This window comes from Actinomadura scrupuli, from assembly GCF_050971785.1.
Taxonomy (GTDB): domain Bacteria; phylum Actinomycetota; class Actinomycetes; order Streptosporangiales; family Streptosporangiaceae; genus Actinomadura_E; species Actinomadura_E scrupuli.
The window spans coordinates 1431174-1445433 of record NZ_JBPCCU010000001.1; the positions used below are offsets into that span (position 1 = coordinate 1431174).

Below are 14260 nucleotides of genomic sequence, written 5' to 3' on the forward strand. Positions count from 1 at the left end.
ACGGCGAGGTTTCCCAGAGTGTTGGCGATAACAATCCACGCGTCAAGAGGTGGCTTGGAAGTTCTTCGGACGCTTCGGGACGTACCGGCATTCACCTGTGTATACGGCGAAATACCCACCGGGCTGGTAGTCACGGTATTGACCGGTGCGGGTGGTAGCGCTAACAATCATGCTCAGCTTTGCCGGTGTTCGCAGAGGTGATCGCCGGGTGCGCGCGCCGAGGGGAGCCTGCCGATGAGCAGTCCGATCGCCCCTGCGGGCATGGCACCGGAGGAGGTGATCGGGGTCGGCGGCTTCACCGCCCGGGCGGCCACGGGGGGCGGGGAGTGGTCACAGCCGGACGTGACGCGGGACCGTACGCACGCCCGTCCTCCGCCGTGGCGGCACCATGCCGCCCGGCCGCGGGCCAGGCCGGATCAGGACGGGGCCCGAGCGGGGCCCGGTGAGAGTCGGCGGCGCCGCGGTGACGCGGCGGACGGGGCGGTCAGTCGCGGACGGGAACGGCGCTCATCATGCCGCGCCAGAGGGCGATGGCCGTCGGCCGTGAGCTGACGCCGAGCTTGGAGTAGATCCGGTTGACGTGGTTCTTGACCGTCTTCTCGCTCAGGAAGAGCTCGCGGGCGATCTCGCGGTTGGAGCGGCCACCGGCGATGAGGTCCATCACCTCCGCCTCCCGGGCGGACAGCCCGAGGCTGGCCTTGCTGACGTCCCGCACACTGCGGATCAGGTCCCCTACCGTGAACTCGCCCGGCACCAGATGGCCGCAGGCTCCTCCTCGGATGGCGGTCTCGATCGTGGGGCGGTCATCGGCTCCGGTCAGCACGAACACCCGGGCCTTGCGGCTGAGCGGGGCGGCGAGTCCGGTGCGGGCGGAATGCGCGTCCAGCAACACGATGTCGGGCTGGAGCCGGTCGGCCATGGAGACCGCGCCGTCCCCGTCGACGGCCTCGCCGATCACCTCGAGTTCCGTGCCGTCGGCCAGCAGGGTGACGACGCCGGCACGGGTGTCCGCGTCCCGATCGACCACCATCACCCGTAGCGGGGCTGTTCCGTCAACACTCATCCGGCCTCCGGAGGGTGTGGGATGCCGTTTACTCGGATAAAGCCGGAGCATAACCGGGATCGTCGATCATCGGATAGATCGGCAATGCGAAAAAAGGCGCGCCGGTCAAGATACCGGGACGCCATTTTCCACTGGTCGGCCGATGCCCGGCGCGCACCGGCCCGTCCGCCGGTACGCCTCCGGACGCCGGCTCACCGGCGACGTCGTACGGGCCGCACGTCGCGGGTGCTGAGAAGACGGGACGCGGGCACGCTCACCTCCGCGAACGCGCACCCCGGCCGGCCCGGGACCGCGCCGGGGAGAGGCCAGGGCGCCAGGTGGGCCGCGGCGTCCAGGCCGCGGGCACCCGCCGGCGCGAGGGTCAGCCGGCCGCCCCCGGAGCGCAGGAAGGCACAGGCGATCGCGAGCCCGAGCCCCGTCCCGCCGCGCCGCGCCGACTCGGGCCCGCGCCAGAACGGCTCGCAGGCGCGCCGCCGCTCCTCGCGGGTCATGCCCGGCCCCTCGTCGATGACGTGCACACCGACGGACGTGGAAGCGGGCACGATGCGGACGAGCACGCGACCCGACTCCGGTGAGACGTGCAGGGCGTTGTCCAGCAGCACGTCGAGGACCTGCAGCAGCGCGCCGGGCGCGGCGGCGGCGAGGGCGGCCGGACCTTCCACGTCGATGGCGACACCGCGCCGGTCGGCGACGGCCTCCCAGAAGCCGGCCCGGTCCAGCGCGTCCGCCCGTACGTCGACGGCTTCGAGACACGCGGGCGCACGGTCCGCGCGCTCCAGGGCCAGCAGCTCGCTGAGCGTCCGGGAGAGGCGGTCCACGTCCCGGAGCGCGTGCTCGAGATGCGGCCGGAGCTCGGCGTCCGCCATCGCCTCGATCCCCTCGATCCGCAGCCGGAGAGCCGTGAGGGGGTTGTTCAGCTGGTGCGCGGCGACGGCCAGGCCGCCGAGCGGAGGGTGGCCGGCGCGGTCAACGCGGTCGACGCAGTCGGTGCGGTCGCAGGAGCAGCCCGGAAGATGAGGCGTCCGCTGCTCGGTCGTCTTCTTCACGCGGCATCGGGCCCGGGTGAGACCTCGATGCGGTAGCCGACCCCGCGGATCGTCTCGATCCAGCCGGGGCACTTCAGCTTGGCCCGCAGCGAGCCGACATGGACGTCGAGGGTGCGGGTGGAGCCGTACCAGTTCTCGTCCCAGACCGTGGCGATGATCTCCTCCCTGGTCCGGACCGTGCCCGCGTCCTCCATGAGCATGGTGAGCAGGTCGAACTCCTTGCGGGTCAGCCGGACCAGCCGGTCGCCCACCAGGACCCGGCGGGTGCGCAGGTCCACGTTGATCGGGCCGACCTGGAGCACCGAGCGCTTCTCCTTCTCCGGTGCCCGCGCCGGTGCCGGTGCCGCCGACCGGGTGGTGCGCCGCAGCACCGCCTCTATCCGGGCGAGCAGCTCGTAGTAGCTGAACGGCTTGGTCACGTAGTCGTCCGCACCGATGTGCAGGGCCATGACCCGGTCGACCTCTTCGCTACGCGCGGTGACGGCGATGATGGGGGTGTCGGTGTGGGCCCTGAGCCGCCGGCACAGCTCGTGGCCGTCGAGGTCGGGCAGTCCCAGGTCCAACAGGATCATCTGATTGCCCTCGAATGTGGAAAGAGCTTCGGCGGCCGTCGCGGCGTGCGCCGTTTCGTGTCCGTGCCGCCCGAGAGTGAAGGCCAGCGCATCGGCGATCTGTGTGTCGTCTTCGACGATGAGAACTTTCACGGTGCGGCTCCGGGGTTCGGTGCTTACACGTAGATCACGGGGATCTGATGGAGGTCTACAAGATTTATTTAGCCGCCCGCCTACCTCTAATCAAGAGCAGTATTCCCAAGTCGGCACAGGGGTGACCCCCCGGGGGGTGCACGGCGTACTCCTTTGGAGGTACAAGCCTTGAGCCGTCGGCGGTCTTCGCTAACGATCGCGTCCGGCAGATCAAATCGATATCTGCCGAATCGAAAATAAAAGTGCGGCGCCAAATGAGGAAGGACGGGGCGCGTCCACTGTGAGTTCGGCGATTCGATACGGCGCATTCATCAATCTCTGCGAGGACAGTCATGGGACGTTCGTTGAACGTGGCAGCCGCTTACGGTTATTCGTCGGGCGGGGCGGCGGGGACCTGGTTCCCGCTCCCGCAAAGGAGGCCGGTGTGGGACCCCTCCCGCTCCCGCCGCTGGGCGTCCACCGCCCCGTCGGAGATCGTCCGGGAGACGGGCAGGACGCTCGGCCGCTGCTTCGCCGAGTCCCGCCCGATCGTCCAGGTGATCTTCATGATGCGCTTCCTGACCGGGGCGCTCCTCGCGGGGTCCGCACTGGCCGTCCAGCACGTGGCGCACGTGGCCGTCGGTGCGGTGACCTGGGCTCTCGTGACCTTCGCGATCTACGTCTTCAACGGCGTCACCGACACGCAGGAGGACCGGGCCAACGGCTCCGGCCGGCCCATCGCCCGCGGTGACCTGTCCGAGCACGACGCCGGGCTGATCGCGGCCATCGCCGCGACGCTGGCGCTCCTGCTCGGGCTCCTGCAGGGCGGCCGGATGCCCCTGCTGGTCCTCGCGATGCTGCTGCTGGGCTACCTGTACTCCGGATCGCCCTTCCGCTGGAAGCGGCACCCGGGCGGGCTGTTCGTGGTCGCCACCGGAGGGGGGCTCCTGACCTACGCGGCCGGGCACGAGGCGGCGGGCGCACTGCACCACACGGCCGGCTTCACCATCCTGGCCTGCGTGATGTCGCTGTGGATGGGCCTCGTGGGTGCCGCCAAGGACCTGCCCGACCTGGAGGGCGACGTCAAGGCCGGCCGGCGCCCCGGATCACTTCTCTGGGGTGAGCGGCGCGCGCGACTGCTGATCGCCTTCGCGGCACTCGGCCTCGGCACGGTCTTCCTGGTGGCGTCGGTGGTCCTGGCCCCCGCGCTGACGCCCGAGGCGGTGGTCCTGATGATCGGTGCCTGCGTCGTGGCGCTCCTGGTCTCAGGCCCGCTGTCGTACGGAAACCGAGAGCGGCGCCGTCGCCCATACCGCGCTTTCATGATGACTCAGTACGGTGTCCATGGAACCCTCTTCGCTCAGGCGTTGGCCGGATGACCCCGCAGCACCGGATGTGATGGTGTGACGCCGATCGCCGAACCACTCTCGCCCGTGCCTGGCCTGCAGTTTCACGAGGCCCGGCGCGGGCGACAACATGTGATCTATCCACCGGTCAAATTGGCCGCATCTGGATATGTAACTTGTTTTTCATGCAGACCGTCTTGCCAAAAAAGATCGACCTGGGCAGACTAAGGTGCACTTTAGCCTGGATGTGGCGGCGACGCAGGGTGGCAGTCCATGTCGAATACCAGGGGCATCGAGAGCCGAGGTGGCATCGCCGCGGCAGAACTGCTCGAAACACGCAGGGTCGACGTCGTCGATCAATTCGAGCGTGCCCTGATGGAGACGGGGAGCAGGCTGGTGGCGAGCCCGGAGGGTCGCGCGCAGCTCAACGCCCAGGCCAACGGCATCCTCGAAGACGTCTTCTCCACGCTGCGCGGCACCCGGACCCGGATGGCGGCCGTAGGCGGCACGCTGAGTCAGGAGATAGGGCGTTCGCGGGCCTCACGCAGCGTGCATCCCAACGAGTCGCTCAGCGCCGCCACCGTGCTCTTCGACATCGCCGCGCGGATCTTCGTCAGCGAACTCGTGGAGCGCGAGGACTCGGCGGTGCTCGTCCCCATCGTGCTGGGGGCCCTGCACCGCAGCCTCGTCGAGCGGATCACCACGGCATCGGTCTGGTACGTGGAGTACCTCCTGGAGCACATCCACTCCGCGCACACCGACGAGCGGCAGCGTATCTCCCGTGAGCTGCACGACCGCGTCGCGCACGGCATCAACGTGGCGTTCCGCAGTCTCGAACTGTGCGAGGCCTACTACGTCAACCAGCCCAGCCGGGCCGAGGAGAAGCTGCTGGCGGCGAAGGACGGGCTCGAGGAGACGCTCAACACCATCCGGGAGATCAACGCCGGACTGCGCACCCGGATCGCCCAGGAGTCCCTGCAGGCCGCTCTGCACGACTACTACAAGGCGGCCAGCGCCCCCAAGCCCGACACCTGGATCTCGGTGACCGGCGACGAGGCGTGGATCCTGCCCGAGGTGCGCGACGAGCTCTTCCTGACGTTGCGCGAGGCCATTCGCAACGTCTTCAAGCACGCCCAGGCCCGGGCGCTGGAAGTGCGCATGCACATCACCCCCTACGAGGTGAGGTGCACCGTGACCGACGACGGCATCGGCTTCGACCCGGGCTCGGCGTCGACGTCCCTGCGCCATGTGGGGCTGCTGTCCATGCGCGAGCGGGTCGAGCTGCTGCGCGGCGACCTCGTGGTGGAGTCGCGTCCCGACGACGGCACCCGGCTGGACATCATCATCCCCCTGGCGGGGACTCGCGATGCCCGTTAGCGGCGGGCAGCTCCGGTTGGTCCTGGCGGACGACCACACCATGGTCCGTGAGGGTCTCAACGAGGTGCTGTCCCTCGAATCCGATCTCAAGATCGTGGGGGAGGCGGGCACCGGCGTCGAGGCCATCGCGCTGGTCAAGCAGCTGAGGCCGGACGTGGTGATCCTGGACGTCGAGATGCCCCAGCACGATGTCATCACCACCCTGCGCCAGATCCGCCTGTCCTCGCCGCGGACCAAGGTGATCGTGCTGACGATGCACGACGACCACAACCTCGTCCGCGACCTGCTCGCCAGGGGAGCGCACGCGTTCCTCATCAAGAGCGTCAGCAGGCACGAGCTGGTCTCCGCGGTCCGCAGCGTCGTCCAGGACGAGCAGCGGGTCGTGGTGTCGGTCTCGCGCGAGAGCCTGGACCGGATGAGCGATCCGTCGTCCAACCCGCTCTCCGAGCGGGAGCGCGAGGTCCTCACCCTGGTCGCCCGTGCGCTGAGCAACGCCCAGATCGCCTCCCGGCTGTCCATCACCGAGGGCACGGTCAAGCGCCACCTCCGCAATGTCTACACGAAACTGAGCGCCGTTTCCCGGCTGGACGCCGTGAACAAGTCGGTCGCCGCCGGCTACATCAGGCTGCCCAAGACGAAATGAGCCGGCGGCCGCGCCCACCGGCCGTGCCCGGCCCGCGCATACCTCTTTAGGGGTAGTACGGCTGTTCATCCGGTGGTACGAGGAAATACGCCGCACTGGGTATTGAGCCGGCCGTGTGGAGCGGAGAAACTGCCATTAAGGCGGCCGGCCGACACGGGGACGCCGCCACAAAGAACTTGCCGAGGCCTGGCCCCGCAATCATCGGTGCGAACCCGGTGATTGCGGGGTCATTCCAAGAATGGAGTTCCCGGTGAGCAGTGACAATGGTTCAGGGTACAAGGTTCTTGTCAATGCTGAAGGGCATTACTCCACCTGGCCTGTTTCCCAGCCGAACCCCGCCGGCTGGCGGGACGCCGGGCCGGTAGGCCGGGTCGAGGAATGCCTCGCCTTCATTTCGGCCGTCTGGACGGATCTGGTGCGTCCGCTCTCGCCGTGCGACTGACCTCTCCGGCATAGGCCGTACCACCACTCGCGGAAGGCTTGCGGAGCGAGCCGAGTTGCGCGCCCCAGTCGGAGGTCTTCCGTTCCAGTCGCGCGGCGATCGCATGCACCTCCGCCTCTTCCAAACCGAGTATCAAGGCCACCTCGGCATAGGTGAAGGCGAAGCTGTTGTGCAGCGCCAGAACGGCACGATCTGTCGGCGGCAATTCCGCCATGACGGACTGCAGAGCCTGCCACACGCGGTCGGTCAGTTCCTGTTCGGCGTCCATGAGCGCGCCGCCGGGCTCGGTGGAAGGCCGGCTGTGCGACGCGGACAGGTCCTCGGACATCGGTGACCTCCATTCGCGGGTGCGGGCCTGCTCTTCCGCCACTGGGACGCGCTCGGACGCGCGCCGGACGGCAGTGGATTCCAGGCTAATAAGGTGCGGTCCGCGCCCTCCACGGCATTCGAATGGCTGATCCCTGCCATGGAGCTGACACATCAGGAAGGGCGTAGCCCCCGCAGGGACATGTCGACGATCGCTTCGACGTATTCCTCGGACATCGGCCCGGACTGCAGGAGCAGGCGGAACCAGAACGGGGCGAAGGTCAGGTCGATGGCCGCGTCGATGTCGATGTCGTCCCGTAGCTGACCGTCGCGCTGCGCCTTGGAGAAGCGCTGGCGCGCCGCCGTGCGGTTGGGGGTGTAGACCCGCTCCCGGAACTCCTCGGCCACCGCGGGACCGCGCTGCGCCTCCCCTACCAGCCGGGCGAGATGGGGACTGATCGAGGGATCGCTGAACAGCCTGCTGATGGCCCTCAGCTGCACGCGCATGTCGGCTTCGAAGTCCCCGGTGTCGGGATAGGCCAGATCACTGGCCACCTCCGCCCGGAGCGCGTCGATCAGAAGAGCGCTCTTGGAGGGCCACCGCCGCCACACGTCGCTCGCGTCGACCCCGGCGTCGGAGGCGACCTTCTCGATGGAGACGCCACCGTAGCCCTTCTCCCGGCAAAGGTTGATCGCCGCGGCCAGAACGTGTGCCTCCGACGGCGCGTGTCCTCGTGACTCGCTCATGTATGTGACCGTATCAACCACACGACGCCGCGTCTGTCAATAGCTCGTATCGTGACCAGCAGATAATTGCTAACCACCTCAAAAGTGCCTCAGGTCAACATCAGAGAATGCTCAGGTGCGTTACGGTGTAATAACGAAGGCCAACCCGCGGTGGGCCCTCGAAGGGCGATCGGGTAGAAGGTCGAGAGAGAGAACTAACGCGGGATGTCGGAAGCCGATGAAGGCACTTCATCGGCCTGATGCCGCATGCCCTTGACGGCGCCTGTTCTGTACGGCATTTCCTGGGACGGGCCGGACTCATTGATGCGACAGGCTGACGAGAGACGAGCGACCATGAGCACGACTCAGAAAGCAATGGGCGGCGTCGGCCGCGCGGTCGACGATCGATTCGGTGGAACCCCATTCTTCAAGTCGGCGATGAAGAAGGTGTTTCCGGATCATTGGACCTTTCTCCTGGGCGAGCTCGCGCTGTACTCCTTCGTGGTGCTGCTGCTGACAGGGGTCTACCTGACGCTGTTCTTCAAGCCGAGCATGGCCACGGTGGTCTACCACGGGTCGTACATCAAGCTCAACGGCGTTCCCATGAGCGAGGCGTACGCCTCGACACTGCACCTGAGCTTCGACGTCCGGGGCGGATTGCTGGTCCGGCAGATTCACCACTGGGCCGCACTGGTGTTCATCAGCTCGATCTTCATCCATATGCTGCGGCACTTCTTCACCGGCTCCTACCGGAAGCCGCGTGAGGTCAACTGGATGATCGGCATTCTGCTGCTGGTCCTGGCGCTGCTCGAAGGCTTCGCCGGCTACTCGCTGCCGGACGACCTGCTGTCCGGCACCGGGCTGCGGATCGCCGTGGGGGTGCTCGAGGCCGTCCCGCTGGTCGGGTCGTATCTGACGTTCTTCGTCTTCGGCAGCGAGTATCCCGGCACCGACTTCATCCCCCGCCTGTACTCCCTGCACATCCTGCTGATCCCGGGCATCCTCCTCGCGCTGGTTCCGCTGCACGGGATCGTGCTGACCTGGCGGGTGAAGCACACGCAGTTCCCCGGCAAGGCGCGCACCGAGCGGAACGTGGTGGGTTACCCGTTCTTCCCGGTCTTCATGGCCAAGACCACCGCGCTGATGCTCAGCACCGCCGGCGTGATCGCCCTGCTCGCCACCCTCGTCCAGATCAACCCCATCTGGCTGTACGGCCCGTACGACCCCACCGCGGTCAGCGCCGGTGCCCAGCCGGACTGGTACCTCGGCTTCCTGGAGGGCGCGCTCCGGATGATGCCCGCCTGGGACGTGTCGGCCCTCGGCCACACGGTGTCGCTCGGCGTGGTGATCCCGGCTCTGGTGGTCCCGGGCGTGCTGTTCGGGGGACTGGCGGTGTACCCGTTCGTCGAACGGTGGGTGCTCAAGGACGATCGCTACCACCACACCCTCGACCGGCCCCGCAACGCGCCCACCCGTACCGCCATCGGATACGCGGCCGTCACCTTCTACGGGGTGCTCTGGGCCGCCGGGGGCAACGACGTGATCGCGGCGAAGTTCCACGTGAGCCTGTACGCCACGACCTGGGCATTCCGTTTCCTGATCTTCGTGGCACCGGTCGTCGCCTATGTGGCCGCCCGCCGGATCGCCCTCGGCCTGCAGCGCCGCGACCTGGCCGTGTCGGCGCACGGGGTCGAGACGGGGATCATCGTCCAGGGCCCCGACGGCTCCTTTGCCGAGAGCACCCGGCCGCTCAGCGAGCACGAGTCGGCCGTGGTGCACAGCAAGAAGGTGTTCCCGAGCGTCGCCACCGGCGGGACCGACCCCAACGGCGTCGTCTCGCCGGGCGAGCGCCGGCTCCTCACCAGGACGCGCGCCTGGCTCAACCGCGGGTACCACGCCGGCGACCTGCCGGCGAACGGCCACTCCGACGGAGGCAACGGGCACGGCGGCCAGAACGGGCACTCATCGGCCGAGGCGGCGAGGCACGAAGTGACCGCCTCCGCCGATGGCGAGTAGCCGTACCGGCGGCGCCGGGGCGGACCCGCGGGCGGCGCCCGGCGGCGCCCGCGCCGCCGGGCCGGACCCGCTAGATCCAGCCCTTCTCCTTCGCCAGGAGGGCGGCGTGGAAACGGTTGGAGGCGCCGAGCCTGGTCATGAGATCGGCCACATAACGCCGGAAGGTACGGACGGACACGCCCATCTGCCGGGCCGCGATCTCGTCCTTGTCGGCACTGGAGAGGGTGTTGAGCACCAGCTTCTCCAGGTCGCTGAGCATGAGCTCGGAATCCTCGGTGCCGGTGTAGTCGCCGATGTCCTGAGCCGATTCCCAGACACCGTAGAAATGCGCCACCATTTGCGAGACCAGCCCTGGCTCCCGGACCAGCAATGCGCCCCGAGCGCTCTGCTTGGGATCGAGCGGCACGACGGCGACACTTCCGTCGTAGATCAGCAGCCGGTCCATCCGTCCTTCGGTGATGCGTATCTCCGCGCCGAGGCTCACCAGGTGCCGCATGTAGGCGGCCATCGAAGTGTCCTCGAGCGCCTCGGAATGGTAGACCGAGCGCAGTGCTATGCCGCGCCGCAGGGAACGGATGTCCAGTGGCCGCGCCGCTTCGATGGCGCCCTCGGCGAGCGGCCCGCCGGGCTGCAGGCACAGCGTCTCCTGGTAGGAGAAGAAGGCGAGATCGTCGATGCGCTGGCGGATGCGGTCCACCCCGTCGACCCGTTCGATGTTCAGGACCGACTGGGAGCGTGCCCCGCGCCGGTGGTCCTCCTGGAACGAGGTGATGGCCGCCCGTGCCGCCAGGACGCGCCTGATCTCCTCGTTGAGCTCGTTCAACCGGCGCTCGACCAGACGCTCGATGCCCACGGCAGGGTCGGTCGGCAGCACCCCGTGCCCGTCGCTGAGGTCGAGCAGGTTGAGGCTCTCCAACTGCTCGACGGTCGCTTCGACGGTGTCACGGTCCAGGCCGAGTTCGGTCCCGACGGAGGGCACCCCCTGATGGGGATACCGGAGGAAGTACCGGTAGACGGTCTCTTCGTCGGGCGAAATACCGAGACAGCTGAGATCCATGCCGTTTCCTCTCGCTGATCGCCGGCGGCCGTGCCGGAGTACGGATCTCAGCTCCGCAACACGGTGTCGCGTTCAGCAGTGGACCTTCGGGAACCGCAGATGGGTCGTCCACGGTTACTACGCCATCCTACTTTCGTCTCTGCGGCCGGGCCAAGGCGCCGATTCGCGGTCGGAGAAAGTGCGAGCTCCCTTGCCGATCAGGGCATTTGTCAAGACGCGGACGAGGCTCTGCAGTGTGGCTTTCCATTCCTTGGCAAGATCCTGCCATGGAATTGCGTGTTCAGTTGTGAGGCTCCTCACAGCCCATCTCCCCGTCTTGCAAATGGACGTGTCATGACGGACTTTATTGGTGGAGGATTCTCCATTGTGCCATGCCACTGGATGACGTCCGTACCCGGTATGAGGAAATAGGGAGGCGATTCGCCGTGGGCCTCGAAGAACAACTGCCCGGCGAGTTCTTGTTGACCAGGATCGAGCAGGTCGCGGGTTGGGCGCGGCAGAGCTCGATGTGGCCCGCCACGTTCGGGCTGGCCTGCTGCGCGATCGAGATGATGGCCGCCGGGAACCCGCGGCACGATCTCGCCCGGTTCGGCATGGAACGCTTCTCGGCGACCCCCCGCCAGGCGGACCTGCTGATCGTGGCCGGCCGGGTGAGCCAGAAGATGGCACCGGTGATCCGCCAGGTGTACGACCAGATGCCGGGGCCGAAGTGGGTCATCGCCATGGGCGTGTGCGCCTCCACGGGCGGCATGTTCAACAACTACGCGGTCGTGCAGGGCGTGGACCGGATCCTGCCGGTCGACATGTACGTGCCGGGCTGCCCGCCCCGGCCGGAGATGCTCCTGGACGCCGTCATCAAGCTGCACGACAGGGTCCGCCTCACCGGGCTGGGCGCGCACGGGGCGGAGCGGGTCCAGGAGCTGGAGACCCGCGCCATGCGCGTCACCGGAAGGGCCGTGCTGTGACGGCCGAGCGGCAGCAGGAGCGGGTCTACCTCGCCGCCGGGCAGGACTGGGACTCGATCACCGCGGCGGGCGTGGAGGAGGGCGAGGACCGGCTCGTCATCAACATGGGGCCGCAGCATCCCTCGACCCACGGTGTCCTGCGACTGATCCTCACCCTCGACGGGGAGACCGTCGAGGACGTACGGATGGTCATCGGCTACCTGCACACCGGCATCGAGAAGAACATGGAGTTCCGCAGCTGGACGCAGGCGGTGACGTTCTGCACCCGCATGGACTACCTGATGCCGCTGTTCAACGAGACCGCGTACTGCCTCGCGGTCGAGAAGCTGCTCGGCATCACCGACCGGATCCCCGAACGCGCCCAGGTGATCCGGGTGATGATGATGGAGCTGAACCGCATCTCCTCGCACCTGGTGGCGATCGCCACGTTCGGTCTCGAACTCGGGGCCACCACCGTGATGACCAACGGTTTCCTGGACCGCGAGCGGATCCTCGAGCTCTTCGAGCTGATCACCGGAGTCCGGATGAACCACGGTTACATCCGGCCCGGCGGGGTCGTCCAGGATCTCCCCTCGGGGGCGATCGACCAGGCCCGGACCACCGTCGACCAGTTGCGCGTCGGCATCGCCAAGCTGGCCAAGCTGCTCAACGCCAATCCGGTCTTCCTGGCCCGGACCAGGGGCGTGGCCTACCTGGACCTGACCGGATGCATGACGCTGGGGGTCACCGGCCCGGTGCTGCGGTCGGCGGGGCTGCCCTGGGATCTGCGCAAGACCCAGCCGTACTGCGGTTACGAGACCTACGACTTCGCCGTGCCGGTCCAGCGGACCGGTGACGTCTACGGCCGGCATCTGGTCCGCATGGCGGAGATGGAGGAGTCCCTCAAGATCGTCGAGCAGTGCCTGGACCGGCTGCGCGGGACCGGCGGGCCGGTGATGATCGAGGACAAGAAGATCGGCTGGCCCGCGCGGCTCTCCCTCGGCGCGGACGGTCTGGGCAACTCGCCCGGCCATATCGCGGACATCATGGGCACGTCGATGGAGTCCCTCATCCACCACTTCAAGCTGGTCACCGAGGGCTTCCGGGTGCCCGCCGGGCAGACGTACGCGGCGGTGGAGTCGCCCCGCGGCGAGCTCGGCGTGCACGTCGTGAGCGACGGCGGCACCCGGCCGTACCGCATCCACTTCCGCGATCCCTCCTTCACCAACCTGCAGGCGATCCCCGCCATGTGCGAGGGCGGGCAGGTCGGCGACACCATCGCCGCCATCGCCTCCGTCGATCCGCTGCTCGGCGGGGTGGACAGGTGACGGACCGCTCCGGCCGGCATCGTGGAAGCGTCTGAGGCGCACGGCTCTGGGCACCTCAGGCGCTTCCGCGGCGCCGCTCCCTACAGGTCGTGAGGAAACGGACAGACCGCTCCGGGCCGCGACGCGTCCGATCGCCACGCCGGCGGCTGGTAGTGGAAGTTGGGGGACAGCTCCGGCTCGGTCGAGTACGGGCGGTGAAACGTCGGCGTGGTGCTCCCGGAGATCGGCGGGACCACCCACGCCCAGTCGGCTGGAGTCGTACGGCCCGCCCGCTCCTCGCGCTCCTCGTGCGTGACGAACTGCCGGGCCGCGACGTGGTGGTCGACGAGCCGGACATTGGCCACCCGGAAGGAGTGGATCACCGCCTGGTTGAGCTCGATCAGCGCACGGTCCTTCCACAGGTTGTTGGTGCGGCCGGTGTCCAGCCCCAGCCGCTCGGCCACGACCGGGAGCAGGTTGTAGCGCTTCTCGTCGCTGAAGTTGCGGGCGCCGATCTCGAAGCTGACGTACCAGCCGTTGAACGGGCAGGCGGTGTAGCTCAGGCCGCCGAGCTCCATGCTCATGTCCGAGATCGCGGGCAGGGCGTGCCACTTCAGCCCCAGGTCGGCGAACCACGGGAGCTCCGGATGGGTGATCGGCACCTCCAGGACCACGTCCGGTGGCAGGTCGAACATGCGAGGCGCCTCACCGGGCATCTGGATCACCAGCGGGAGCAGGTCGAACCGCCCGGCGGATCCCCGCCATCCCATGGCTTCGACGATCTCGGTCAGCTCGGTGTGCGCCGGGTCGCCGATCACCGAGCCGTCGGCCTGCCGGTAGCCGGCGTACCGGATGAGCTGGGGGTTCCAGATGCGGATCTGGCCGCCGTCGGGCCGCTCCGGCGGGAAGATCGTGATGGTGGAGCGGATGTTGCCGTCGTTGGTCGCCATCCGGAGGTGGTCGATGCAGGCCTCGGCGACCTCCTCGGCCGTCTGCACGTCGCGGCGGTCGACCACGCGCAGGGACCGCCAGTGCAGGCGGCCGATGCACCGGGCGTGGTTGCGCCAGGCGATCTGCGAGCCGTGCAGCAGTTCGTCGTAGGTGTGGGTGTACGAGCCGGTCTGATGGAGCTCGGCCCTGATCTCGGTGATCCGTTCGAGGCGTTCTTCCTCGGTCATCCAGTCGAGCAGGTCGAGGAGCGCGAGGGCGCGATGGGCGAGGTCCTCCCGGTCGATCAGGTCAGCGGAGGTCAGAGGCGCCGGCCGTGCCGGAAGAGTGCCGATTTCTTGCATCGAGGATCTCCT

14 protein-coding genes are annotated in these 14260 nt (G+C 68.0%); 7 read left to right on the forward strand and 7 right to left on the reverse strand.

From position 1 onward, the window contains the following. Positions 1 to 484: 484 nt before the first annotated feature. From ACRYCC_RS06540 to ACRYCC_RS06550, 3 genes are all read right to left on the reverse strand, one after another. Entirely contained in the window at positions 485 to 1063 is a 579-nt protein-coding gene (locus ACRYCC_RS06540; RefSeq protein ID WP_433809658.1) for a response regulator transcription factor, read from the reverse strand. A gap of 191 nt (positions 1064 to 1254) precedes the next feature. Continuing rightward, the gene (locus ACRYCC_RS06545) at positions 1255 to 2109 is read right to left on the reverse strand and encodes a sensor histidine kinase (protein ID WP_433809659.1); all 855 of its coding nucleotides are present in this window, start codon (positions 2107 to 2109) and stop codon (positions 1255 to 1257) included. Then, positions 2106 to 2813 carry a response regulator transcription factor gene (locus ACRYCC_RS06550; RefSeq protein ID WP_433809660.1) on the reverse strand — a complete coding sequence of 236 codons (708 nt, stop codon included), beginning with the start codon at positions 2811 to 2813 and terminating at the stop codon, positions 2106 to 2108. The genes ACRYCC_RS06545 and ACRYCC_RS06550 overlap by 4 nt, the downstream gene beginning before the upstream one ends. Before the next feature lie 422 nt (positions 2814 to 3235). On the opposite strand from ACRYCC_RS06550, the gene ACRYCC_RS06555 reads away from it, so the two are divergent. The 4 genes from ACRYCC_RS06555 to ACRYCC_RS06570 all read left to right on the forward strand — a co-directional run bounded on the left by ACRYCC_RS06555 (position 3236) and on the right by ACRYCC_RS06570 (position 6600). After that, positions 3236 to 4171 (forward strand): UbiA family prenyltransferase, encoded by a 936-nt coding sequence (locus ACRYCC_RS06555; protein ID WP_433809661.1) that lies wholly within the window; start codon positions 3236 to 3238, stop codon positions 4169 to 4171. A gap of 240 nt (positions 4172 to 4411) precedes the next feature. Beyond that, positions 4412 to 5515, forward strand: coding sequence for a sensor histidine kinase (locus ACRYCC_RS06560; protein ID WP_433809662.1), 1104 nt, complete (start codon positions 4412 to 4414; stop codon positions 5513 to 5515). Continuing rightward, the gene (locus ACRYCC_RS06565) at positions 5505 to 6158 is read left to right on the forward strand and encodes a response regulator (RefSeq protein ID WP_433809663.1); all 654 of its coding nucleotides are present in this window, start codon (positions 5505 to 5507) and stop codon (positions 6156 to 6158) included. Before ACRYCC_RS06560 ends, ACRYCC_RS06565 begins: the two co-directional genes overlap by 11 nt. A gap of 238 nt (positions 6159 to 6396) precedes the next feature. Beyond that, positions 6397 to 6600 carry an MbtH family protein gene (locus ACRYCC_RS06570; RefSeq protein ID WP_433809664.1) on the forward strand — a complete coding sequence of 68 codons (204 nt, stop codon included), beginning with the start codon at positions 6397 to 6399 and terminating at the stop codon, positions 6598 to 6600. Here the strand turns inward: ACRYCC_RS06570 and ACRYCC_RS06575 are convergent. Further along, positions 6548 to 6928: a sigma factor-like helix-turn-helix DNA-binding protein gene (locus ACRYCC_RS06575; RefSeq protein ID WP_433809665.1), complete on the reverse strand. Its 381-nt coding sequence runs from the start codon at positions 6926 to 6928 to the stop codon at positions 6548 to 6550. The genes ACRYCC_RS06570 and ACRYCC_RS06575 overlap by 53 nt on opposite strands. 152 nt (positions 6929 to 7080) lie before the next feature. Further along, positions 7081 to 7653, reverse strand: a complete 573-nt coding sequence (locus tag ACRYCC_RS06580; RefSeq protein ID WP_433809666.1) for a TetR/AcrR family transcriptional regulator — start codon at positions 7651 to 7653, stop codon at positions 7081 to 7083. Positions 7654 to 7986: 333 nt separating this feature from the next. On the opposite strand from ACRYCC_RS06580, the gene qcrB reads away from it, so the two are divergent. Beyond that, positions 7987 to 9648, forward strand: coding sequence for a cytochrome bc1 complex cytochrome b subunit (qcrB, locus tag ACRYCC_RS06585; RefSeq protein WP_433809667.1), 1662 nt, complete (start codon positions 7987 to 7989; stop codon positions 9646 to 9648). Positions 9649 to 9718: 70 nt separating this feature from the next. On the opposite strand, the gene ACRYCC_RS06590 is transcribed toward qcrB, so the two are convergent. Then, the gene (locus tag ACRYCC_RS06590) at positions 9719 to 10705 is read right to left on the reverse strand and encodes a hypothetical protein (RefSeq protein ID WP_433809668.1); all 987 of its coding nucleotides are present in this window, start codon (positions 10703 to 10705) and stop codon (positions 9719 to 9721) included. 425 nt (positions 10706 to 11130) lie between these two features. Between ACRYCC_RS06590 and ACRYCC_RS06595 the strand changes: the two genes are divergently transcribed. Both ACRYCC_RS06595 and ACRYCC_RS06600 read left to right on the forward strand, forming a co-directional pair. Then, the gene (locus tag ACRYCC_RS06595) at positions 11131 to 11670 is read left to right on the forward strand and encodes a NuoB/complex I 20 kDa subunit family protein (RefSeq protein WP_433809669.1); all 540 of its coding nucleotides are present in this window, start codon (positions 11131 to 11133) and stop codon (positions 11668 to 11670) included. Continuing rightward, on the forward strand, positions 11667 to 12977 hold the full coding sequence (locus ACRYCC_RS06600; RefSeq protein ID WP_433809670.1) for an NADH-quinone oxidoreductase subunit D: 1311 nt from the start codon (positions 11667 to 11669) through the stop codon (positions 12975 to 12977). Before ACRYCC_RS06595 ends, ACRYCC_RS06600 begins: the two co-directional genes overlap by 4 nt. Before the next feature lie 80 nt (positions 12978 to 13057). Here ACRYCC_RS06600 and ACRYCC_RS06605 read toward each other — a convergent pair whose 3' ends face one another. Further along, complete coding sequence (locus ACRYCC_RS06605; RefSeq protein ID WP_433809671.1) at positions 13058 to 14248, reverse strand: nitric oxide synthase oxygenase; 1191 nt, start codon at positions 14246 to 14248, stop codon at positions 13058 to 13060. Positions 14249 to 14260: the final 12 nt, after the last annotated feature.